The sequence below is a fragment of the Caulobacter sp. AP07 genome, from assembly GCF_000281955.1.
Classification (GTDB): domain Bacteria; phylum Pseudomonadota; class Alphaproteobacteria; order Caulobacterales; family Caulobacteraceae; genus Caulobacter.
The window spans coordinates 1-21288 of record NZ_AKKF01000126.1; the positions used below are offsets into that span (position 1 = coordinate 1).

Consider the following 21288-nt stretch of genomic DNA (forward strand, 5'->3'; position numbering starts at 1 on the left):
AGGGTCATGGCGGCCGCCAGTCCCGTGATCGCCAAAAGCCTGCGCATCGTCGCCGTTCCCCTGGGTTCGCGCGTCACAATGCGCCGTAGGCCGCCTGGATCAACCGCACCGCGCGCGCGTCGCCGATCAGCGCGCTGCCCTGCTTGTTCATCACATAGGCCCCCGACACCCCGCGCGACGGGTCGGCAAAGGCGCAGGAGCCGCCCCAGCCGCTGTGACCGAAGGCGTCGGCCGTCGGGCCGTAGAACAGGTTGGGGGTGTTGCGCATGAAGCCCGCGCCCCAGCTGATCACATAGGGCAGGACCAGGTCCTGGCCGACGATCCGCTCGGCGCTGGCCTTGGCGATCACGGCCGGCGACAGCACCGGCATGCCGTCCAGCTCGCCGCCGGAGGCCAGGGCCCCCATCAGCCGGGCCAGGGCCGGGGCGGTGGCGTGGCCGTTGGCCGACGGGATCTCGGCCCGCCGCCACTCGGCCGTGCCGCGCCCGCCCGGGGCCGCCCATTTGGTCATGAAGGCGGCCTTCACCGCTTCGTTAATCGCGCCGAACTTCGGCAGGGCCGTGGGCCGCATCAGCTCGGCGCAGCGGGCGTGTTCGCTGTCGGGCAGGCCGATCCACAGGTCCAGGCCCAGGGGAACCGCCAGGTCCTCGCGCAGCGCCGTCCCCATCGTCCGGCCGTCAACTCGGCGGAAGATCTCGCCGGCGATGAAGCCGAAGGTCACCGGGTGGTAGCCGCTGGCCGAGCCGATCGGCCACAGCGGGGCCATGGCCGCCAGCTTGGCGCAGGTGGCGTCCCAGTTGAACCAGATGGCCGGGTCCTCTTCCTCGGGGAAGCCCGACAGGCCGTCCTGGTGCGACAGCGCCTGGCCGACCGTGACGTCCTGCTTGCCGGCCTGGGCGAACTCCGGCCACACCGAGGCGACGGTCTGGTCGTAGGTCAGCCGGCCCTGGTCCACCAGGCGGGCGATCAGCAGGGCGGCGACCGCCTTGGTGGTCGAGAACAGCGGGGTCAGGGTATCGGGCCCGAAGGCCACCTCGCGCTTGCGGTCGGCGTGGCCGCCCATCAGGTCGACGACGACCTCGCCGTGGATGGCCAGCGAGAACCGCGCGCCCAGTTCGCCGCCCCCCTCGAAATTGGCGGCGAAGGCGTCGCGCACGGCGGAAAAGCGGTCGGGGCAGAAGCCGGTGATGTCGACGGTCATGGGAGACGGTCTAACCCGACCGCCCATACCTGTCATCCCGGACAAGGCCCGCAGGGCCGCCGATCCGGGGCCGCCGGAAGCGCCGACGTTCACGCGCTGGTCCCGGATCTTCGCGCTGCGCGCCAAGTCCGCCGACAGGCGGACCGCTCACGCGGCCCGAGGCCGGGATGACAACCGTTGTGACTAAGCCAACCGCTCGATCCGCACGGTCGGCGAGGTCTGCTTGATCCGAGCCGCCATGGCCACGATCGGCAGTTCCGGCGCGTTCCAGATGTTGGCCGCCGTCACCGTCTCGGCGACGCCGCCCACCGCCCGGGCCAGGCCGTAGGAGATGGTCTGGCCTTCGAGGATCGAGGCGGCGTAGAGGGCGGTCAGCAGGTCGCCGGCCCCGTTGGGCGCGCGCAGCGCCTTGGCGTGGGCGGCCAGCCAGGCCTCCTTGCGGTCGGCATAGACCACGCCGATCTCATTTCCTCTTTGTACGGACGACACCAGGGTCGGCTTGTTCAGCAGGCGGGCGGCGCGCACGGCGGCCTGGGGTTCGCGGGCGTCGGTCCCGGTCAGGTGCTGCAGCTCCCAGGCGTTGCAGGCCACCACGTCGGCGCGCGGGATCAGTTCGGCGGCGATGGCCTCGGCGACCTCGGCGGGCACATAGAGGCCCTTGCCGGCGTCGCCCATGGTGGGATCGACGACGACCGTCGGCTTGCGGGCCGGCGCCTGGGGCGTGGCGCCCTCGCGCGGCGCGGCGCGCACGGCGTCGATGCTCCGGGCCGCGGCCCGCACCTGGGCGGCGGTGGCGAAATAGCCGGTGATGACCATGTCGGTCTGGCTGAACAGGCCGTTGGCCTCGATGCCGTCGAGCATGCTCTCGATCAGCTCGATCGGCACCGGCGCGCCGCCGGGAATGCCCCAGCCGGGATGGCGGCCGTAGAGCACGGTCGGCACGATCATCGAATCGATGCGGAACTGCACGAGGGCGGCGGCCTGGGCCGACGCGCCGACCCGGCTGCCCGCGACATGGCTGGAAATGATCAGAGCTAGCGGCATGACAAGCGGCTTAGCCGAGCAATGAGGCCTTGAATAGGGTGGTCGCGATTGACGCGACGGCAAGTTCGCGGAACGGCGTTATCGATCCATTCGAACCCTGCAACCTGCCCGATTGTCCACGAAAAAGGCCCGCCGCGTTTCCGCGACGGGCCCTTCCTCGTTCACCGTGAGGCGAACGCCTAGTAGCGGTAGTGGTCCGGCTTGAACGGGCCGTTCTCCGGCACGCCGATGTACTCGGCCTGGTCCTTGCGCAGGGTCGACAGCTTGGCGCCCAGCTTGGCCAGGTGGAGAAGGGCGACCTTCTCGTCCAGGTGCTTGGGCAGGGTGTAGACGTCGTTCTTGTAGGCCGTCTTGTTGGTCCACAGTTCGATCTGGGCCAGGGTCTGGTTGGTGAAGCTGGCCGACATCACGAACGAGGGGTGGCCCGTCGCGTTGCCCAGGTTCACCAGGCGGCCTTCCGACAGCAGGATGATCTTCTTGCCGTCCGGGAACTCGATGTGGTGGACCTGCGGCTTGATCTCGTCCCACTTGAAGTTCTTCAGGCCGGCGACCTGAATTTCCGAGTCGAAGTGGCCGATGTTGCAGACGATGGCGTTGTTGCGCATCGCCCGCATGTGCTCGACGGTGATGACGTCCTTGTTGCCCGTGGCGGTGACGAAGATGTCGGCGCGGCCGGCCACGTCGTCCAGGGTCTGGACCTCATAGCCTTCCATCGCCGCCTGCAGGGCGCAGATCGGGTCGATCTCGGTGACGATCACCCGGGCGCCGCCCTGGCGCAGCGAGGCGGCCGAGCCCTTGCCGACGTCGCCGTAGCCGCAGACCACCGCGACCTTGCCCGACAGCATCACGTCGGTGCCGCGACGGATGGCGTCGACCAGCGATTCCCGGCAGCCGTACAGGTTGTCGAACTTCGACTTGGTGACGCTGTCGTTGACGTTGATGGCGGGGAAGGGCAGCTCGCCCTTCTGGGCCATCTGGTACAGGCGGTGGACGCCCGTGGTGGTCTCTTCCGACACGCCGCCGATGGCGTCGCGGATCGCCGAATAGAAGCCCGGCTTCTCGGCCAGATAGCGCTTCATGACCGTGTAGAGGGCTTCTTCTTCCTCGTTGGTCGGGTTGTTGAGGATCGTCGGATCCTTCTCGGCCTTGGGACCCAGCACGCAGAGCAGGGTGGCGTCGCCGCCGTCGTCGAGGATCAGGTTCGGATAACCGCCGTCGGCCCATTCGAAGATCTTGTGGGCGTATTCCCAGTACTCGACCAGGTTTTCGCCCTTGAACGCGAACACCGGCACGCCCGAGGCGGCGATGGCGGCGGCGGCGTGGTCCTGGGTCGAGAAGATGTTGCACGAGGCCCAGCGGACGTCGGCGCCGAGCGCGGTGAGCGTCTCGATCAGCACGGCGGTCTGGATGGTCATGTGCAGGCTGCCGGCGATGCGGGCGCCTTTCAGCACCTGGCCCGGGCCGTATTCGGCTCGGGTGGCCATCAGACCGGGCATTTCGGTCTCGGCGATGGCGATTTCCTTGCGGCCGAAATCGGCGAGCGAGATGTCCTTGACGATGTAGTCGGCCACGGTCGGCTCCTGCGGTCGGGGGATGTGTCTTGCGCGGTCTATAGCGCGACACGACCCTTCTCGCAATTAAGGCATAAGGATTTCTTTATATGAGTCGCCAAGTCCGGCGGATGTGTCACCAGAACCGCTTGGCCTCGGCGAAGGTGACATAGGCGCCCTGGGCGTCGGCGAGCAGCGCCGCCTCGCGTTCGGGCCCACCCGCCGTCAGCCGACCGGCGGCGAAGGCGGCTTCGGGATCGTCGCAGGACAGGGCCACCTCATGGGCCAAGGTCTCGCGGACGGCCAGGTCGTTGAGCACGCCGAGACTGTCCTGCAGGACCTTGGTCGCCTCGACGAAGCGGGCCACGCGCTTGGGGTGGTCGGGAAACAGGCTCGCCAGGTCCTCGACCGCGTAGCGCAGCTTCTTGCCGCGGATGCGAAGGTGGTGACGGTCCTCGGGGCTCAGGGCGGCCAGGTCGCGGCCGTCCTTGAGGATCCGCCGGCGGCCCTTGTCGAGGACTTGGGCGGCGAAGTCGGCGGCGGAGCGGTCGCGGCGCTTTCCGAGGCGCTTGTCGGTGGTCCAGGCGCCGGCCTCCAGCCAGGCGGCCGCGTCGATGGCCAGGGCGCGGAAGCGGACGCTGTCGACGGCGGCGCCGGCCTGGTCGTAGGCCTGGGTCTGGGCCGCCAGCAGGGCCTTGCCGAAGGCGGCCAGGGCGCGGGTCCCGTCCTCGGCCGTTCCGTTCGCCGCGCCCTCGGCCTGGTCCTGGGCGGCCTGGCTTTCGATGGCCTGGTCCTCGGCGGCCGGCCGCCAGACGTCGGCGATGAACACATCGAGTTCGCGGGCCGCGCCCAGTTGGTCGGCCAGCCATTTCAGCTCGGTCTTGACCTGGCGCGCCGCCGGGTCGCCGGCCAGGGACTTGAAGGTCGAGAGCAGGGCGCGGAACCGCCGGGCCGCCACCCGCAGCTTGTGGACTCGTTCGGGACCGGGCCGGATCCGCAGGGTCTCGGCGGCGGCGCACAGGCGGTCCAGCGCCGCGCGACCCAGGGCCTGCAACGCTTCGCCGGTGGTCGCCTCGGGATTCAGCGCCGCGTCGGCGCGCGGACCCTCGACCTCGTTCAGCGCCAGGGCGTAGCCGCGCTCGGCCTTGCTGACCAGCGACAGGCGCAGCGGCGCGTGGGCGGCCAGGTCGCGGGCCAGGTCGAACAGCACCCGCGCGGGACCGGCCTTCAGCTCCAGCTCCAGCTCGCTGACCCCGGTCCGGCGCTCGTTGGCCAGCAGCTCGCCCTGGTCCAGCGCCGCCTCGATGGTGGCCCCGTCGCGCTTGATCAGCCGGGTCACGCGGCGGACATTGGTGACGAACACCGGCGTCAGGGCGTCGCCGTTGATCAGCTTGGCGGCCGGGGTCTTGGCCAGCAGGTCGCGGTCCGGCTCTGGGCCCTCGACCGCGCTCTCCCATTCGCCGCGCGCGAAGACGCCGCCGGACGAGGCCGATTTCAGGGTCTGCTTGCGGCCATTCTCGCCGTCGCGGATCCGCAGGCCGTAGCCCGCCTTGCGCAGGGCGTGGTCGGCGGTGTCGAAATAGGTGGCGTCCAGCTGCCGAACCGCCTCCCGTCCCTCCAGGCGGGCCAGGATCTCGGACGAAGCCTCCGGGGCGATCAGGAACTTCAGTTCGATTTCGTGATCCATGCGCGGACTATAACTCGGGCCGGCTGGTTTTGCTCCAACCGGGGATGGCCGAACGGCGGTCGCACGCTGGGCGTGCTTGCCAATCGTGATGGCCGAGTCCAAACCTGCCCGCCATGACGCAGATCAATACCGCCGAGCCCCGCCACGACTGGACGCTTCCCCAGGTGGAAGCCCTGTTCGACCTGCCCTTCATGGAACTGGTGTTCCAGGCCGCCACCGTGCACCGGGCCGGGTTCGACCCCTCCGAGGTGCAACTGTCGCAGCTGCTGTCGGTCAAGACCGGCGGCTGCGCCGAGAACTGCGGCTATTGCAGCCAGTCGGCCCACTTCAAGACCGGCCTGAAGGCCGAGAAGCTGATGGACGCCGACGTCGTCATCGCCAAGGCCCGCGAGGCCCGCGACGGCGGAGCCCAGCGCTTCTGCATGGGCGCGGCCTGGCGCGAGCTGAAGGACCGCGACCTGCCCAAGCTGGCGGCGATGATCGGTGGGGTGAAGGCCCTGGGCCTGGAGACCTGCGCGACCCTGGGCATGCTGACGCCGGAGCAGGCCAGGCAGCTGAAGGACGCCGGGCTCGACTACTACAACCACAACCTCGACACCGGCCCGGAATATTACGGCGACGTGGTCACCACCCGCACCTACCAGGAACGGCTCGACACCCTGGCCTACGTGCGCGACGCCGGCATGAGCACCTGCTGCGGCGGCATCGTCGGCATGGGCGAGGCGCGGCGCGACCGGGCCAGCCTGCTGCACCAACTGGCCACCCTGCCCAGCCATCCCGACAGCCTGCCGGTCAACGCCCTGGTGCCCGTGGCCGGCACGCCGCTGGGCGACAAGGTCAAGCGCGAGGGCGAGATCGACGGGCTGGAGTTCGTCCGCACCGTGGCGGTGGCCCGGATCGTTTGCCCCAAATCGATGGTCCGCCTGTCGGCCGGCCGCGACGACATGAGCCGCGAGCTGCAGGCCCTGTGCTTCATGGCCGGCGCCAACTCGATCTTCGTCGGCGGCAAGCTGCTGACCACCCCGCTGCCCGGCCAGGACGAGGACAGCGCGCTGTTCCAGGACCTGGACCTGCGGCCGATGGGGTCGGCCAAGGCCGTGGCGCCGGAAGCGGTGGCGGCGGAGTAGGGCGGAGCCGGTCCTCTCAGACCCTTCCCCTGTGGGGGAGGCGATCGCGAAGCGATCGGTGGGGGGAGTTTTGGGGCGTTAATCGCGAGTCTGGCTACCGGCCGATTACTCCCCCCTCCGTCGGCTTCGCCGACACCTCCCCCACGGGGGGAGGACCTCTATCTTTCCTCGTCGAACCTGTTGGCCACCAGCTCGGTCAACGCCTCGATCGCCGCGTGAGCCTCCGGCCCCTCGGCGGCGATGTCGATGGTCGAGCCGATGCCGGCGGCCAGCATCATCAGGCCCATGATCGAGCGGGCGTCGACGCTGGAGCCGTCGCGGGCCACCGTCACCTCGGCGTCGAAGCCGGAGGCCAGCTTGACGAACTTGGCGGAAGCGCGGGCGTGAAGCCCCCGCTCGTTGACGATCTCGACCGTGCGCGTCGCCATCATCCGGCTCATTTTTCTCCCGCGAGCACGTAGGAGGCCACGGAGATGTACTTGCGTCCAGCTTCCTGGGCGTGGGCGACGCAGGCCGGCAGGGCCTCGCGCTGGCGCACGCTGGCCAGCTTGATCAGCATCGGCAGGTTCAGGCCGGCGATCACCTCGGCCTTGGTCTGCTCCATCACCGAAATGGCCAGGTTGCTGGGCGTGCCGCCGAACATGTCGGTCAGCAGAATCACCCCGCCGCCGTCGTCGACCGCGGCGCACGCCTTCAGAATGTCGGACCGGCGACGTTCCATGTCGTCTTCCGGACCGATGCAGATGGCCTTCACCGCGCCTTGCGGTCCGACCACGTGCTCCATGGCGGAGACGAACTCCTCCGCCAGACGCCCGTGCGTGACTATCACGAGCCCGATCATGCCTGATCTCTCAAACGGGATCCCCTAACCCGTGGCGGCTAGGGAGGCGCCGCGCGGGCCGCCTTGATACGCTTGTTAGTCGGCGACTCCAAGATGCTCAAACATCCGTCCGATTTTCGCCGGCGCGGCGGGTTCCAAAGGCCACAGGTCGAGCACCGGGACGGAAACGCCCTCGATGATTTCGAACATGGGCTCGGGCATGCGCTCCACCGCCTGTGGCCGAATCGCGCACCGCACGAGCAGGCGCACGCGGCACAACGCCAGGTGCGGCTGCGGCAGGACGCCCAGGCCCCGCACCTCGATCAGCCCGGCCAGGGCGTCCGGCGCGCGGCCGAACAGCTTGCCGTTCGAGGCGAACACCAGGGAATAGTCGTCGGACACCAGGCGGAAGCCCTCGGCCAGGGCGCGGAAGGCCAGGTCGCTCTTGCCGACCCCGGACGGCCCCTCGATCAGCGCGCCGCACCAGTGGCCGGCCACGCGGCGCGCGATCAGGCCGGCGTGGCGGATCATTCGCGGGCGCCCCCCGGATGGTGGCCGTGGTGGTGGTTTCCGGCCTCCGGAAGTTCGACCCGGAACCGGGCCCCGACCACCTGGCCGGCGTCGTTCTGGCGGTTCTCGGCCCGCATCGCGCCGCCATGGGCCTCGACGATCTGGCGGGCGATCGACAGGCCCAGGCCCGAATTGCCGCCGAACGCCTTGCCCTTGGGCCGCGAGGTGTAGAAGCGCTCGAAGATGGTCTCGAGGTTTTCCTTGGGGATGCCTGGACCGTCGTCGTCGACCGTGACGATCAGCCGGCCATGGTCGCGGACGAGGGCGACGCGCACCTCGCCGTCGGCGGCGCTGAACGAGCGGGCGTTGTCGACCAGGTTGCGGAACACCTGGCCCATCGGCGTTTCGCGGGCCATCACCCGGGCGTGCTGCGGGGCCATCTTCTCGTCGAAGGTCACCCGCACGCTGCCGGGCGCCTCGCCGGGCCGCCACTGGGCGTCGTAGAGGTTGATGACCTCGTGCAGCAGCAGGTTCAGCTCGAACGGCCGCGGCGCTTCGCGCGACAGCTCGGCGTCCAGCCGCGAGGCGTTGGAGATGTCGGTGACCAGGCGGTCCAGGCGGCTGACGTCCTGTTGCAGGATGCCCAGCAGCCGGGCGCGGGCGGCGGGGTCCGACACTAGGTCCAGGGTCTCGATCGCCGAGCGGATCGAGGTCAGCGGGTTCTTGATCTCGTGGGCCACGTCGGCGGCGAAGCGCTCGATGGCGTCCATCCGCTCCGACATCGAGTCGGTCATCTCTTCCAGGGCCCGCGACAGGTCGCCCAGCTCGTCGTTGCGGCCGGAGATGTCGGGCAGGGAGATGGCCCGCGCGCCCTCCAGCCGCACATGGTCGGCGGCCCGGGCCATGCGCAGCACCGGCTGGGCGATCAGCCGGTTGAGCAGGAACGACGAGATCAGGGTGGTGGCCACCGCGATCAGGGCGAAGGGCAGCAGCGCCTTGCGCTCGGCCGAGATGATCTGGTCGACGTCCCCGGCCTCGAGGGTCAGGACGCCCAGGACGGCGCGGACGTGCTGGATGGGGATCGACACCGACACCACCCGCTCGCCGTTCTCGGCCCGGCGGGTGCCGGCCACCGGCTCGCCCAGGCGGGCCTGGGCGATCTCGGCGGCCAGCGCCTCGCGCGCCGCCTCCACGGCCTTGGGCTTGGCGTCGGGGTCGCGGGTCGGCAGGCCGAAGTCCGGCTGGCCCGGCTTGCGGGCCGGCGGCAGCTCGCGGGACTCCACCCGGTCGGCGACGACGTAGGAGTCGGCCAGCTGGGCGCCCTGGGCGTCGAACAGCCGGGCCCGCTGCGAGCGCGGGATGAACAGCCCCTGCAGGATGTCGCTGGCCCGGTCGGCCTCCAGCTTGGGCTCGGGGTCGCCGACCGTCGCGGCCAGGTCGATGACGTTGGCGATCAGCTCGCCCTGGGTGGTCAGGCTGTCGATGCGGGCCTTGATCAGCCCGCTGCGCAGCTCGTTGAGCACCAGCGCCCCGCCCAGCAGGATGGCCAGGGCCAGGACGTTGAGCCCGATGATCAACCGGCCCAGGCGCGAACCCCTGGGCCAGCTGAACTTGGGCCAGCTGAATTGGGGCCAGGTCAGCCGGCGCGCCGGCCGGTCCTTGGGCTCGCGGTCCTGGTCCTTGACCGATCCCATGGCGGGATCAGGATTCGCGATAGCGGTAGCCGACGCCGTACAGGGTTTCGATGGAGTCGAACTCCGGATCGACCTGGCGGAACTTCTTGCGCATCCGCTTGATGTGGCTGTCGATCGTGCGGTCGTCGACATAGACCTGATCGTCGTAGGCGGCGTCCATCAGGTTGTCGCGGCTCTTCACGAAGCCGGGGCGCTGGGCCAGGGACTGCAGCAGCAGGAACTCGGTGACCGTCAGGCGCACCGGCTTGCCGTCCCACAGGCTGTCGTGGCGCGCGGAATCCAGCGTCAGCTTGCCGCGCTTCATGATCTTGGAATTGGCCGAGCCGGGAACCACGCCTGGTTCGTCTTCCTCGGGACGGGCCCGTCGCAGCACGGCCTTGACCCGCTCCAGCAGCAGGCGCTGGCTGAACGGCTTGTGGATGTAGTCGTCGGCCCCGAGGTTGAAGCCGAGGATCTCGTCGATCTCATCGTCCTTGGAGGTCAGCATGATCACCGGGATCTCGGTGGTCTGGCGCAGGCGCCGCAGCACCTCCATGCCGTCCATGCGGGGCATCTTGACGTCGAGGATCACCAGGTCGGGCGCCTGGCTCTCGACCGCGTCGAGCCCCGAGGCGCCGTCATAGTACGCCTTCACCACGTGACCATGGCTTTCCAGGGCCAGTGAAACCGAAGCGACGATGTTCTCGTCGTCGTCGATGAGAGTAATATCGGCCATCGAGCCTTATCGGTCCTTTCGCTTTCCCGCCGATACTAACGACCGGCGAGGCCCCCTACAACGCATGGGGCGGCTAAGCTTTCCCTGCCTTTTGCGTGTCCAGCATGGCGTCATTGCGGCCGGACGGCCCGACACCACCGGTCCGGCAACCTCGCCTTAAGGTCTCATATCCCATAACGGACGCTCGGGGAGCCCTTAGCCCATGAGCGATCAAGTCCATTACGAGCTGTTCGTGCGCCGCAAGCCCGGCGCGCAATGGACGCTCGACATGGCGACCGAAATCCGCACCCACGCCCTGGCCACCGCCGAGGAGGCCCTGGAGCAGGGCCGCGCCGTGGCCGTGCGGGTGAGCAAGGAAACCCTCGACCCCGAGAGTCGCGAATACAAGTCGATCTCGATCTTCACCAAGGGCCAGGTCGACGGCGGCAAGCCCAAGAAGGCGAAGGAGGACCTCGACCCCCTCTGCGTGCAGCCTTCCGACCTCTACACCGCCCACGCGCGCGACCGCATCGGCCGCCTTCTGGAAGCCTGGCTGGCGCGGCATAACGCCACGCCGTTCGAGCTGCTGCATCGTCCCGACCTGGTCGAAAAGCTGGAAGCCTCCGGCACCGACCTGCAGCACGCCCTGCAGAAGATCGCCATTCCCGAGGCCGAGGCCCGCGGCATGTCGGTCCACGAGCTGATCCGCACCTTCCAGGGCCTGGTCGAGCGCACCGTCGCCAACCTGATGAAGGCCTTCAAGAAGGGGACGCTGCCCGACCTCGACAAGGAAGGCTTCGCCCGCGCCGCCGAGCGCCTGGCCGCCGACCCCGACCGCGCCTTCTTGCTGGGGGCCGGGGTCGCCGCCTCGATCGCGCCCGGCAAGAACTGGTCCGAGAAGATCGCCCGCCTGCTCGACCTGGCCGATTCCGCCCCGACCGATCCCAAGGCCCGGGCCGCCGCCCTGGCCGCCATCGAGACCCCGCTGGCCGAGATCATCGGCTCCAAGGCCGGCATGGCCGACCTGCTGGGCGCCAACGATGTTGATCTGGGCTCCACCCTGGCGGCCATGACCCGCCTGGCGGGCGGCGCCCAGGTCGAGGCCCTGATCCGCGTCGAGGCCGGGGTGCGCAATTGCATGCCCGAGCTGTCGGGCACCGCCAAGCGCCTCAGCCAATGGCTGACCGGCGACGACTTCCCCGCCGTCCGCTCGTCGATCGCCCACCGGGTGCTCAAGGAGCTGAACGGCGTGCGTCGCCTCAAGCCCGCCGACGCCGAGTCCGAGATCGAACACCTGCGGGCCCTGGCCATGAGCCTGACCGCCGCCGCCGGCCGCATCCTGCCGCCCGAGGACATCACCAGCGCCTTCACCACCCGCTCCAAGACCCTGCTGAACGGCGAGTTCATCGAAGCCCTGCTCGGCCGCGACCGCTCGTCGCGCGAGGAGGTGCAGATGCTGATCCGCCTGGCCGAGAACGTCATGGGCGCGGTCAACAAGCGCATGGCGGCCCGCTGGCTGTCGGCCAATATCCAGGCCCTGCGCTTCGAGCGCGAACTGCGCCAGGGGCCCGACTCGGCGGCTTCCAAGCTGGCCTCCCTGGCCGCCCTGCAGAAATCCCTGATCCGTTCAGGCCTGGTGATCGAGGACTACGAGCCGCTGTGCGCCAAGCTGGGCGACCTGGGCGGCCTGGTCGAGGCCGACGCCCGCCTGCTGACCATGCTGGTCCGCGCCCCCGCGCCCCTGCCGCAGAAGCTGTCCCTGCTGATCAGGCTGGCCATGGGCGAGGCCGGCCCCACCGGCCCGGTCGCCGACAAGGCCCGGATCGAAGCGATGAAACTGGCCCGCGCGCCCGAGGTCCGCGAGGAACTGGCGGGCTCGCCGGAGACCATGGACCTGCTCAAAGGCCTGGTGCAGCAGAAGGCGGCGGCCTGAGGCGCAAGGCCGTTTTCGGCCCTAGTCGCCTGTTAGAATCCCTCTCTCTTTGAGAGAGGGAGGGGCCCGCCGCGAAGCGGTGGGAGGGTGAGAGGTTACATTCTCTCCGATCGAAGCACCGCCAGAATGTCTTCCGCCGTACCGCCCGGATCGGCCAGAAGCCGCTCGTTAGGGAACCTCACAACGATATATCCGAACAGTTCCAGGGGCTCGGTGAGGCGGGCGTTGGCTGTCTTGTCCATGGCCGGAGCCTGACCGGCGACTTGAGCCGATCACGACAGGGGTCCGGGATTTTCCGGAAGCGGTGAAACCTCTCACCCTCCCACCGCCTTCGGCGGCGGGCCCCTCCCTCTCTCAAAGAGAGAGGGGTTCCGTGCGCTTATCGCCCCAGCGTCCCCGCCAGCGCCTCGACCACCCGGTCCACGTCGCCGTCGGCCATGGTCGGATACAGCGGCAGGGTCAGGCAGCGGGCGTACCAGGCGTCCGCGCCCGGCAGGTCCAGGGCGCCGTAGCGGGCCTGGTAGTAGGGCTGGCGGTGCACCGGGATGTAGTGGACCTGGCTGCCGATCCCCCGCGCCTTCAGCGCCTCGACCACCGCGCGGCGCGTCGTGCTGGCGGCTTCGAAGTCGATCAGCACGGTCAGCAGGTGCAGGGCCGGGTCGGACCAGGCCGGGCTGTCCGCCAGTTTCACCGTCGGCGCCAGGGCGGCCAGGCGCTCGGCGTAGAGCGCCGTCAGCTCACGTCGCCGGGCCACGAAGCGGTCCAGCTTGGCCAGCTGGGAGATCCCCAGGGCGCAGAGCACGTCGGGGATGCGGTAGTTGAAGCCCAGCTCCGGCATTTCGTAGACCCATGGCTCGGCGCCGGCCGGACGGACCATGCCGTGGCTGCGCAGGGACCGGGCCCGGGCCGCCAGGGCGGTGTCGTTGGTGGTCAGCATGCCGCCCTCGCCGGTGGCCAGGGTCTTGACCGGGTGGAACGAGAAGCTGGCGAACGCCGAATAGGCCCCGTCGCCGACCGGGTGGCGAGCGCCGTCGAACGTGCCCGCCGAACCCAGGGCGTGGGGCGCGTCCTCGACCAGCACCGCCCCGGCCGCGCTGGCCATGGCCTTCAGGGCCGGCAGGTCGCAGACGTCGCCGCGCAGGTGGACCGGCAGCACGGCCCGCACCCGGCGGTCGCCCGCCCGGCCGAGCGCCTCGGCCAGGGTGTCGGGGGTCATCAGGCCGCTACCCCGATCGACGTCGGCGAACACCACCTCGGCCCCGACGTAGCGGGCGCAGTTGGCGGTGGCCAGAAAGGTGACCGAGGGGGCGATGCAGACGTCGCCTTCGCCGATCCCCAGGGCCAGCATGGCCAGGTGCAGGGTGGCGGTGCCGTTGGCCACGGCGACGGCGTGCCCGGCCCCGACCTTTTGCTTGAAGGCCGCCTCGAAGGCCTCGACCGTCGGGCCGGTGGTCAGGAAGTCGGCGCGCAGGGCCGCCGCCACCGCCGCCACGTCGTCGTCCTCGATGGTCTGGCGACCATAGGGGAGGAAGGGGACCTCCGCCGCCGCCATCAGGCCTTCTCGGCCAGCATGGCGTTGAGGCCGTCCTCGCTGAGCCAGTCGTCGTTGTTGTCGCTGCTGTAGCTGAAGCCCTCGTCCACCGGCTTGGCGCCATCGGCCGGCCCGAAGCGGTCGCGGGGATATTCCACGAAGGTCGGCTCGATCACGTAGCGGTCGGCCAGCTCGACGGTGGCGCGGGCGTCGTCGGCGCTGATCATCATCTCGTGCAGCTTCTCGCCCGGGCGGATGCCGACGATCTTGACCCCGGCCGTCGGCGACATCGCCTTGACCAGGTCGGGCATGGTCATCGACGGGATCTTCGGCACGAAGATCTCGCCGCCGCGCATCAGTTCCAGCGACGACAGCACGAAGGCCACGCCCTCGTTGAGGGTGATCCAGAACCGGGTCATCCGCGCGTCGGTGACCGGCAGTTCGGTGGCCCCCTGGCTGAGCAGGCGCTTGTACAGCGGCACGACGCTGCCGCGCGACCCCACGACGTTGCCGTAGCGGACCACGGCGAAGCGGGTGCCGATGTCGCCCGACAGGTTGTTGGCCGCCACGAAGGTCTTGTCCGAGGCCAGCTTGGTCGCGCCATACAGGTTGATCGGGTTGCAGGCCTTGTCGGTCGACAGAGCCACCACCTGCTGCACGTGGTTGGTCAGGCTGGCCCAGACCACGTTCTCGGCGCCCATGATGTTGGTGTGGATGCACTCGGACGGATTGTATTCGGCGGCCGGCACCTGCTTGAGGGCGGCGGCGTGGATGACGATGTCGACCCCCCGCAGGGCCAGGGTCAGGCGCTGGCGGTCGCGCACGTCGCCGATGAAGAACCGCAGCTTGCCGTAGACGGCGTCGTCGAACTGCTCGCGCAGCTCCATCTGCATGTCGCTCTGCTTCAATTCGTCGCGCGAATAGATGATCACCTTGCGCGGATTCGATGTCCGCAGAACCGTTTCGATGAAACGACGGCCGAACGAGCCGGTGCCGCCGGTCACCAGGATGACCTTGCCGTCCAGATCGAGGTTCTTCGGTGAAAAACGCCCCAAGTTCAGCCTCCTGCGCGCCCGCCGCGACGTACCGCGCGCGGGGCGATTCATGGTTAACGCCCCTTTGTGCGCGCCAGACGTAAAGAGGACGTCAACCACGTCGTGGCAAAAGGCGTCATGCGCCGCGCCCTCCTCATCCCCGTCCTGTCGCTGCTGGCCGCCGCCAGCCTCGCCGCTCCGCCCGCCCTGGCCGGCGGCAACGAGGCGAAGAAGGCCGAAGCGCCCTCGACCTATTTCGCCCTGCAGCCGCTGACGGCGACCGCCATCCGCCGCGACGGCCGGCGCGGGGTCATGATCGTCGAGGCCGGGGTCGAGGCCCTGGACCCCAAGCTGATGGAGCGGGCCCGGCAGTCGGAGCCGCGCCTGCGCGCCGCCTTCGCCCAGGTGCTGATGACCTACACCGCCGGCCTGCCGCGCGGCGCGGCGCCCAACCTGGACTATCTGGGCGGCCAGATGCAGGAGGCCGCCGACAAGGTGCTGGGCCGCAAGGGCTCCAAGGTGCTGCTGGGTTCGGCGATGGTGAACTAAGGGCGCGCGATAAATCCCTCTCTCCATGAGAGAGGGATCCGAATGGCCGCTCAGGGTCGAGAACGGCTGTCGACATCCAGCCCGAAACCGGGCCCTGGATCGCAATCCAAACCGAGTGTCGGCTCTCGTGGAAGGCGCCCTACTTCTTCCGCCGTTCCCGAAAGAACCCCCGCAGCAGGTCCGCGCTCTCCTGGGCCATCACCCCGCCGGTGACCTCCGGCCGCCAGTGGCAGGTGGGCTGGGCGAAGAACTTCGGGCCGTGGACCACCGCCCCGCCCTTGGGGTCCTCGGCCCCGAACACCACCCGGCCGATCCGCGCGTGGCTGATCGCCCCGGCGCACATGGCGCAGGGCTCCAGGGTCACCACCAGGGTCAGGTCGGTCAGGCGGTAGTTGCGCAAGTGCGCGGCGGCCATGCGGATCGCGGCGATCTCGGCGTGGGCGGTGGGGTCATGCGCGCCGATCGGCCCGTTGCCGGCCCGGGCCAGGATCTGGCCGGTGGCGGGGTCGAGGATCACCGCCCCGACCGGCGTCTCGCCCCGCGCGGCGGCGGCCCGCGCCTCGTCGAGGGCCAGCGCCATGGCCTGGGCGTCTTGATCCTCGCCCGGATCGGTGCGCATTAGGAAAACCGCCCATCGTGAGATGCGCCCAGCCCCTTGAAGGACCCGGCAATGACCGACAAATACCAGCCCCACCTGCATGACAACGCCATTCCCGGTCAAGACGACGAGGGCGGCGATCGCGTCGCCAAGGCCCTGGCGCGGTCGGGCGTGGCCTCGCGCCGCGAGGTCGAGCGGCTGATCGAGGACGGCCGGGTTTCGCTGAACGGCACGGTCCTGACCACCCCGGCCGTCAAGGTCCGGCCCGGCGACATCCTGACCGTCGACGGCAAGATGATCGACGAGCCCGAGGCGACGCGGGTGTTCCGCTATCACAAGCCCACCGGGCTGATGACCACCCACAACGATCCCAAGCAGCGCCCCACGGTGTTCCAGGCCCTGCCCAGGGACCTGCCCCGGCTGATCTCGGTCGGCCGCCTGGACCTCAATTCCGAGGGCCTGCTGCTGCTGACCAACGACGGCGCGCTGTCGCGGGCCCTGGAGATGCCGCAGAACGCCTGGGTGCGCCGCTACCGGGCCCGCGCGTTCGGTGACACCACCCAGGCCAAGCTGGATCGGCTGAAGGACGGCATCACCGTCGAGGGCGTGCGCTACGGTTCGATCGAGGCCCGCCTCGACAAGGCCCAGGAAAAGGCCGGCGGCGGCAAGAACATCTGGATCACCCTGACGCTGAGCGAGGGCAAGAACCGCGAAGTGCGGCGGGTGCTCGAGGCGCTGGGCCTGAAGGTCAACCGCCTGATCCGCCTGTCCTACGGCCCCTTCGCCCTGGGCACGCTGCTGCCGGGCCAGGTCGAAGAGGTCGGACCCCGGGTGATCCGCGAGTTGCTGGAAGGCATCGTGGCGGAAGGCAACATGCCCAAGGGCGACAAGCCGCAGTTCGTCGGCGTGGCCGATCCGCTGAAGGCCCCCGGCACGGCCGGCGGCGGCGAGGCCCAGCGGCGCGGCGTGCCGCGGGCCGGCAAGCTGACCCAGTCGGCCCTCGTCCTGCCCGAGGAGGTGGTCGAGGAGACCAAGCTGGTGCGCAAGCCCGGCTGGGCCAAGCCCAAGAAGAAGCCGGTGATCGCCGGCCGCGAGAACGCGCCGCGCCATGCCAAGAAGTCGCTCGAAAGCAAGATGATCGGCCCCAAGCCGCTGCCCTTCCGCGACGCGGCCGCCAAGCGGGTGCGCGACAAGGGCCTGGCCGACAAGAACGCGGCCGACAAACGCGCGGCCAGCGGCAAGGAGGCGCGGCCTGCGAAGCCCAAGCCCGGCGCCCTGCGGGCCAACGGCTACAAGCCGCTGGAGGCCGAGGGTTTCGGCAAGCCGGCCGGCAAGCCCGGCGCGGTGCGTCCGGGCGGCAAGCCGAGCACGGTCAAGGCGGCGGGCGCGGGCAAGCCCGGCGAACCCGGCAAGGTGTGGTCCAAGCCCGGCATGGCCAAGTCGGCCGGGGCGCGTTCGGACGGAGCCAAGGGCGCGCCGCGTCCCGGCGGCAAGCCGGGCGGCGCGCGTCCGGGCGGTTCGGCCCCGCCGCGCGGCAAGCGGTAGCTTTCGCCAAACCTTTAAACCACCGTCATCCCGGGCCTTGTAGCGCAGCGATCGGGGGCACACACTTGTGTGTCCCCGTCAGCATCCTATCCAGTCTTTCGGAGTCGCAGCTATTTGAAGTCAGTAATGAACTCTAGGTCGATCGATATCTCCCTAGTTTCTAGTTCCCATAGTCAATCCACTCCTCCGGCTCAAAGCCGAGCTGGCCACCACCTTCTTCGCACCAAGCTCCTGTTTTCAAGGGCTCGGAGGTAGAGGCCGTTTTGGACCAATAACCGACGGCAACATGGCCGGAACCGAATAGTGTTATGCACTGACCGCTCTTGGGAGCAGTTGTGATTGGTTGGCGCTTGAGTTCCATGGCAACTCTCGTTTTGGCAAAAGCATAATCACAGCTTGGCCGCCCTATCCTTGGACGGTTGAAATGGGATCGCTAGCCTCGCTCCCTAAGCCCCCGCGCCAGATTCCGCGTCCGCCGCGCGACGGTGACCAGCGTCCCCGCCGCGATCACCAGCAAGCCCACCAGGATCATCTGGCCCTTGCCGCCCCACAGCGGCTCGACGGCCGAGACCACGCAGGTCACGGTCAGCGCCGCCATCCGGTGCTGCTTGGCCATCGGGCCGGAGAAGTCGGCGGGCTGGCCCAGTCCCCGGCCCAGCTCGCGAACATAGGCGGTCAGCACCGCCAGCACGGCGGCGATCCAGCCCAGGGCGGCGCCGCCGTCCAGACCGGCCGTCCAGGCGCCGTAGCCGGCCCCGGCCAGCAGCAGCACGTCGGCCACCCGGTCGGGCAGCTCGTTCCACACCGGACCGGCGGGACTGGCCCGGCCGTGCTCGACCGCCACCATGCCGTCCAGCAGGTTGCACAGCAGCCGCGCCTGGACGCACAGCGCCGCCGCGATCAGCGCCAGGCCCCGCACGAAACCCTCGAACACCCCCGACACCATGATCAGCGTCCCGCCCAGCAGGGCGAAGGCGACGCTCATCGCCGAGATCGTATCGGGGCTGGCCTTGGCGTCGGCCAGCCGCCGCGCCAGCCACCGGGCGAAGGCGGCGTCGCGGACCGCCAGGGGACGGCGGTTGTCGAGGTCGTCGGTCATGCGGCGCTCCAGATCACTCGTCGGTCGCGAGAACTAGGCTATAGCTGAAAGGGTTCGCCGCCAGGAGTTGCATGGCCATCCTTCCGACCCTTCGCGCCTTCCTCGCCGCCCAGCCGCCCGCCCTGCTGGCGGGCCTGGCCGGCGTGGTGATCCTGCTGGGCGTCGCCGGCCTGGTGGCGACCGTGCTGACCGCCCTGCGGCCCGACAAGTCCTATCTCGAACTGCGCCAGCGCATCGCCAGCTGGTGGGTGATGGTCGCCCTGCTGGCCGGGGCGCTGCTGGCCGGCTGGCAGGCCACCGTCGTGGTCTTCGCCCTGATCTCGTTCATGGCCCTGCGCGAGTTCCTGTCCCTGGCCCCGATCCGCCGCGAGGACCGGCCGGCGATCCTGGCGGCCTATCTGGTCCTGGTCGCCGCCTACGGCTTCATCGCCGCCGACCGCTACATGTTCTACCTGGTGTTCATCCCGGTCTGGGCCTTCCTGGGCCTGCCGTTCCTGATGGCCATGCTGGGCCAGACGCGCGGCTTCCTGACCACCGCCGCCACCTTCCACTGGGGCCTGGTGACCTGCGTCTACAACCTGGGTTTCGCCGCCTTCCTGATGCGCGCGCCCGACGCCGAGCGCCTGCCGGCTGGGGCCGCCGGCCTGGTGTTCTTCCTGCTGCTGGTCACCGAGTTCAACGACGTGGCCCAGTACGTGTTCGGCAAGCTTTTCGGTCGCCGCAAGATCGCGCCCACCGTCAGCCCCAACAAGACCTGGGAGGGCTTCCTCGGCGGCTGGCTGGCGACCGGCCTGCTGATCTGGTTCCTGGGCCCGGTGTTCACGCCGCTGGCCGGGCTGGGCCTGGCGGTGGTGGCCGTGACCCTGCCGGTGGCCGGTTTCGCCGGCGACGTGACCATGAGCGCGGTCAAGCGCGACATCGGCGTCAAGGACACCTCCCACGCCATCCCCGGCCACGGCGGGGTGCTGGACCGCGCCGACAGCCTGACCTTCACCGCGCCGCTCTATTTCCACCTGCTGGCGCTGTTCGCGTTGAGTAAGTTCTGACCATGCGCTGGCTTCGCTTCCTGCTGCTGATCCTGGTGGCCCGGCCGCTGGCCCTGTTCATGACCGGGGCCGACGTGACCGGCCGCGAGCGCCTGCCGCTGAAGGGGCCCGCGATCGTCGCGGCCAACCACTCCAGCCACGTCGACACCCTGTTGCTGCTGGCCATCTTCCCGTCGCGGGCCCTGGCGCGGGTGCGGCCGGCGGCGGCGGCCGACTATTTCCTCAAGGACCCGGTGATCGGCTGGTTCTCGCGCCACGCGATCGGCATCGTGCCGGTGGCGCGGCTGAAGGCTGGCCAAAGACCGAGTGGAGTTGACGAAGACGTGCTGGCCCCCGCCCGCGCCGCCCTGGCGGCCGGCGACATCGTGGTGGTGTTTCCCGAGGGCACGCGCGGTGATGGGGCCAATGACAAGGCGGGTGACGGCATGGGCCAGCTGAAGAGCGGGGTCGCGCGGCTGGCCGAGGCCTTCCCCGACGCGCCGGTCATCCCCGTCTGGATTCAGGGCGCCGGCCGCGTCCTGCCCAAGGGCGAGACCATCCCCGTGCCGCTGAACTGCGCGGTGCTGGTCGGCGAGCCCCTGGCCTGGAGCGGCGAACGTCCCGCCTTCATGGCCAAGCTGCGCGCGGCGCTGCTGGCGTTGAAGGAACAGGCCCCGCCGCTGCGCTGGTCCTAGGCCACCGCCACCCGGCCCCAGCGCCGCAGCGGCGCCCAGCGCGCGACGATCTCGGCCATGGCCACATAGCCGGCCAGCATCAGCGGCGCGATCACCAGGGTCTCCGGCGGGAAGGCGTGCGCGGCGTCCGGCTTCAGCGACATCGGCTGGATGAACAGCAGGATCAGGATGTTGTTGGCCGCGTGGGCCCCGATGGCGAATTCGGTCCCGCCCAGCCGCAGCGTCATCCAGGCCAGGCCCATGCCCATGGCCAGCCGCATCAGGAAGGCGTCGAGATTGGGGTCGAAATGGATCGCGGAAAACAGCACGCCGCTCAGCAGCAGCACGACGCGCGGGTCGCGGACGAAAGCCCCGGTGACCTTCAGCAGCCAACCGCGGAACACCAGCTCCTCGGCGGCCGCGGCGACCAGCAGCAGGGCCACCACGATCACCAGATAGGCCAGTCGCCCGCCCAGGCCCTGGCTGACGGCCAGGATCGGCGCGCCGGGCGCCTTGGGATCGAGCGCCGCCGAGGCCAGCAGCAACGGCCCGAGAACGGCGAAGAACAGGCCCAGGCCCAGCAGCAGCAGTCGCCAGCGAAAGCGCGGCGCGGCGGTGAAGTAGGAACCCAGCTTGCGATGGTGCAGCAGCGCCGCGATGCCGGTGAAGGCCAGGGCCATGCCGCCGTTGGCGAAGGCCAGCAGGCACAGCACGAACGCCGTCGCCGTCAGCCCGACCGGGACGGCCGCCTGGCCGACCATGGTCATCAGCCGTTCGGCCGCATCGGCCCCGCCGCCGGCGATCGCGAAGGCCACGAACACCACGACGCCGCCGATCAGGGCCGCCAGCAGCGCCGCGATCACGCCGATCGGCAAGGTCAGCAGGATACGGCCAACGCGCCGGTCGGCCGGCGTCAGGTCGTCCAGGAACGCTGACCGTTGAAGCTCTGCTAGCACCGTCGTTCCCGATCCAG

At 69.8% G+C, this 21288-nt stretch carries 21 protein-coding genes; 6 read left to right on the top strand and 15 right to left on the bottom strand.

Going from position 1 to position 21288, the window contains the following annotated elements; all coding sequences use genetic code 11:
- Positions 1-73: 73 nt before the first annotated feature.
- From PMI01_RS08010 to PMI01_RS08025, 4 genes are all read right to left on the bottom strand, one after another.
- Positions 74-1201 (bottom strand): serine hydrolase domain-containing protein, encoded by a 1128-nt coding sequence (locus PMI01_RS08010; RefSeq protein WP_007666555.1) that lies wholly within the window; start codon positions 1199-1201, stop codon positions 74-76.
- Between the two features lie 183 nt (positions 1202-1384).
- Positions 1385-2245 (bottom strand): bifunctional hydroxymethylpyrimidine kinase/phosphomethylpyrimidine kinase, encoded by an 861-nt coding sequence (locus PMI01_RS08015; RefSeq protein ID WP_007666557.1) that lies wholly within the window; start codon positions 2243-2245, stop codon positions 1385-1387.
- Positions 2246-2424: 179 nt separating this feature from the next.
- A complete protein-coding gene (ahcY, locus tag PMI01_RS08020; protein WP_007666559.1) occupies positions 2425-3816 on the bottom strand; it encodes an adenosylhomocysteinase in 1392 nt (463 codons plus the stop codon).
- A gap of 115 nt (positions 3817-3931) precedes the next feature.
- On the bottom strand, positions 3932-5482 hold the full coding sequence (locus PMI01_RS08025; RefSeq protein WP_007666561.1) for a CYTH and CHAD domain-containing protein: 1551 nt from the start codon (positions 5480-5482) through the stop codon (positions 3932-3934).
- Positions 5483-5595: 113 nt separating this feature from the next.
- Between PMI01_RS08025 and bioB the strand changes: the two genes are divergently transcribed.
- Positions 5596-6609, top strand: coding sequence for a biotin synthase BioB (bioB, locus tag PMI01_RS08030; protein ID WP_007666562.1), 1014 nt, complete (start codon positions 5596-5598; stop codon positions 6607-6609).
- Between the two features lie 158 nt (positions 6610-6767).
- Here the strand turns inward: bioB and PMI01_RS08035 are convergent, their stop codons facing one another.
- The 5 genes from PMI01_RS08035 to PMI01_RS08055 all read right to left on the bottom strand — a co-directional run bounded on the left by PMI01_RS08035 (position 6768) and on the right by PMI01_RS08055 (position 10348).
- Positions 6768-7040, bottom strand: coding sequence for an HPr family phosphocarrier protein (locus PMI01_RS08035; RefSeq protein ID WP_035035323.1), 273 nt, complete (start codon positions 7038-7040; stop codon positions 6768-6770).
- A 5-nt stretch (positions 7041-7045) separates the two neighbouring features.
- Positions 7046-7450, bottom strand: coding sequence for a PTS sugar transporter subunit IIA (locus PMI01_RS08040; protein WP_007666567.1), 405 nt, complete (start codon positions 7448-7450; stop codon positions 7046-7048).
- 75 nt (positions 7451-7525) lie between these two features.
- A complete protein-coding gene (locus tag PMI01_RS08045; RefSeq protein WP_007666572.1) occupies positions 7526-7960 on the bottom strand; it encodes an HPr kinase/phosphorylase in 435 nt (144 codons plus the stop codon).
- Positions 7957-9633: an ATP-binding protein gene (locus PMI01_RS08050; RefSeq protein WP_007666584.1), complete on the bottom strand. Its 1677-nt coding sequence runs from the start codon at positions 9631-9633 to the stop codon at positions 7957-7959. The genes PMI01_RS08045 and PMI01_RS08050 overlap by 4 nt, the downstream gene beginning before the upstream one ends.
- A gap of 7 nt (positions 9634-9640) precedes the next feature.
- Positions 9641-10348, bottom strand: coding sequence for a response regulator transcription factor (locus PMI01_RS08055; protein WP_007666586.1), 708 nt, complete (start codon positions 10346-10348; stop codon positions 9641-9643).
- Between the two features lie 202 nt (positions 10349-10550).
- Here PMI01_RS08055 and PMI01_RS08060 point away from each other — a divergent pair, with 202 nt between their 5' ends.
- Positions 10551-12260 (top strand): hypothetical protein, encoded by a 1710-nt coding sequence (locus tag PMI01_RS08060; protein WP_007666587.1) that lies wholly within the window; start codon positions 10551-10553, stop codon positions 12258-12260.
- Between the two features lie 95 nt (positions 12261-12355).
- Here the strand turns inward: PMI01_RS08060 and PMI01_RS08065 are convergent, their stop codons facing one another.
- The 3 genes from PMI01_RS08065 to pseB form a co-directional block, all read right to left on the bottom strand.
- On the bottom strand, positions 12356-12502 hold the full coding sequence (locus PMI01_RS08065; RefSeq protein WP_007666592.1) for a DUF559 domain-containing protein: 147 nt from the start codon (positions 12500-12502) through the stop codon (positions 12356-12358).
- 137 nt (positions 12503-12639) lie between these two features.
- On the bottom strand, positions 12640-13812 hold the full coding sequence (gene pseC, locus PMI01_RS08070) for a UDP-4-amino-4,6-dideoxy-N-acetyl-beta-L-altrosamine transaminase (RefSeq protein WP_007666594.1): 1173 nt from the start codon (positions 13810-13812) through the stop codon (positions 12640-12642).
- Complete coding sequence (pseB, locus tag PMI01_RS08075; protein ID WP_007666596.1) at positions 13812-14846, bottom strand: UDP-N-acetylglucosamine 4,6-dehydratase (inverting); 1035 nt, start codon at positions 14844-14846, stop codon at positions 13812-13814. Before pseB ends, pseC begins: the two co-directional genes overlap by 1 nt.
- 117 nt (positions 14847-14963) lie before the next feature.
- On the opposite strand from pseB, the gene PMI01_RS08080 reads away from it, so the two are divergent.
- Positions 14964-15374 carry a hypothetical protein gene (locus PMI01_RS08080; protein ID WP_007666597.1) on the top strand — a complete coding sequence of 137 codons (411 nt, stop codon included), beginning with the start codon at positions 14964-14966 and terminating at the stop codon, positions 15372-15374.
- 139 nt (positions 15375-15513) lie between these two features.
- Here the strand turns inward: PMI01_RS08080 and PMI01_RS08085 are convergent, their stop codons facing one another.
- Positions 15514-15993, bottom strand: a complete 480-nt coding sequence (locus PMI01_RS08085) for a nucleoside deaminase (protein WP_007666598.1) — start codon at positions 15991-15993, stop codon at positions 15514-15516.
- A 51-nt stretch (positions 15994-16044) separates the two neighbouring features.
- On the opposite strand from PMI01_RS08085, the gene PMI01_RS08090 reads away from it, so the two are divergent.
- Entirely contained in the window at positions 16045-17517 is a 1473-nt protein-coding gene (locus PMI01_RS08090; RefSeq protein WP_007666599.1) for a pseudouridine synthase, read from the top strand.
- A gap of 433 nt (positions 17518-17950) precedes the next feature.
- Here the strand turns inward: PMI01_RS08090 and PMI01_RS08095 are convergent, their stop codons facing one another.
- On the bottom strand, positions 17951-18616 hold the full coding sequence (locus PMI01_RS08095) for a CDP-alcohol phosphatidyltransferase family protein (protein WP_007666600.1): 666 nt from the start codon (positions 18614-18616) through the stop codon (positions 17951-17953).
- A 71-nt stretch (positions 18617-18687) separates the two neighbouring features.
- Here PMI01_RS08095 and PMI01_RS08100 point away from each other — a divergent pair, with 71 nt between their 5' ends.
- Positions 18688-19662: a phosphatidate cytidylyltransferase gene (locus PMI01_RS08100; protein ID WP_007666601.1), complete on the top strand. Its 975-nt coding sequence runs from the start codon at positions 18688-18690 to the stop codon at positions 19660-19662.
- A gap of 2 nt (positions 19663-19664) precedes the next feature.
- A complete protein-coding gene (locus tag PMI01_RS08105; protein WP_007666604.1) occupies positions 19665-20336 on the top strand; it encodes a lysophospholipid acyltransferase family protein in 672 nt (223 codons plus the stop codon).
- Here the strand turns inward: PMI01_RS08105 and PMI01_RS08110 are convergent.
- The gene (locus PMI01_RS08110) at positions 20333-21271 is read right to left on the bottom strand and encodes a CPBP family intramembrane glutamic endopeptidase (RefSeq protein ID WP_007666607.1); all 939 of its coding nucleotides are present in this window, start codon (positions 21269-21271) and stop codon (positions 20333-20335) included. The genes PMI01_RS08105 and PMI01_RS08110 overlap by 4 nt on opposite strands.
- Positions 21272-21288 lie beyond the last annotated feature (17 nt).

Coding starts and splice junctions, on each gene's coding strand:
- PMI01_RS08010 (WP_007666555.1), bottom strand. CDS start 1,201: ATGACCGTCGACATCACCGGCTTCTGCCCCGACCGCTTTTCCGCCGTG.
- PMI01_RS08015 (WP_007666557.1), bottom strand. CDS start 2,245: ATGCCGCTAGCTCTGATCATTTCCAGCCATGTCGCGGGCAGCCGGGTC.
- PMI01_RS08025 (WP_007666561.1), bottom strand. CDS start 5,482: ATGGATCACGAAATCGAACTGAAGTTCCTGATCGCCCCGGAGGCTTCG.
- bioB (WP_007666562.1), top strand. CDS start 5,596: ATGACGCAGATCAATACCGCCGAGCCCCGCCACGACTGGACGCTTCCC.
- PMI01_RS08035 (WP_035035323.1), bottom strand. CDS start 7,040: ATGATGGCGACGCGCACGGTCGAGATCGTCAACGAGCGGGGGCTTCAC.
- PMI01_RS08040 (WP_007666567.1), bottom strand. CDS start 7,450: ATGATCGGGCTCGTGATAGTCACGCACGGGCGTCTGGCGGAGGAGTTC.
- PMI01_RS08045 (WP_007666572.1), bottom strand. CDS start 7,960: ATGATCCGCCACGCCGGCCTGATCGCGCGCCGCGTGGCCGGCCACTGG.
- PMI01_RS08050 (WP_007666584.1), bottom strand. CDS start 9,633: ATGGGATCGGTCAAGGACCAGGACCGCGAGCCCAAGGACCGGCCGGCG.
- PMI01_RS08055 (WP_007666586.1), bottom strand. CDS start 10,348: ATGGCCGATATTACTCTCATCGACGACGACGAGAACATCGTCGCTTCG.
- PMI01_RS08060 (WP_007666587.1), top strand. CDS start 10,551: ATGAGCGATCAAGTCCATTACGAGCTGTTCGTGCGCCGCAAGCCCGGC.
- PMI01_RS08065 (WP_007666592.1), bottom strand. CDS start 12,502: ATGGACAAGACAGCCAACGCCCGCCTCACCGAGCCCCTGGAACTGTTC.
- pseC (WP_007666594.1), bottom strand. CDS start 13,812: ATGGCGGCGGCGGAGGTCCCCTTCCTCCCCTATGGTCGCCAGACCATC.
- PMI01_RS08080 (WP_007666597.1), top strand. CDS start 14,964: ATGCGCCGCGCCCTCCTCATCCCCGTCCTGTCGCTGCTGGCCGCCGCC.
- PMI01_RS08085 (WP_007666598.1), bottom strand. CDS start 15,993: ATGCGCACCGATCCGGGCGAGGATCAAGACGCCCAGGCCATGGCGCTG.
- PMI01_RS08090 (WP_007666599.1), top strand. CDS start 16,045: ATGACCGACAAATACCAGCCCCACCTGCATGACAACGCCATTCCCGGT.
- PMI01_RS08095 (WP_007666600.1), bottom strand. CDS start 18,616: ATGACCGACGACCTCGACAACCGCCGTCCCCTGGCGGTCCGCGACGCC.
- PMI01_RS08100 (WP_007666601.1), top strand. CDS start 18,688: ATGGCCATCCTTCCGACCCTTCGCGCCTTCCTCGCCGCCCAGCCGCCC.
- PMI01_RS08105 (WP_007666604.1), top strand. CDS start 19,665: ATGCGCTGGCTTCGCTTCCTGCTGCTGATCCTGGTGGCCCGGCCGCTG.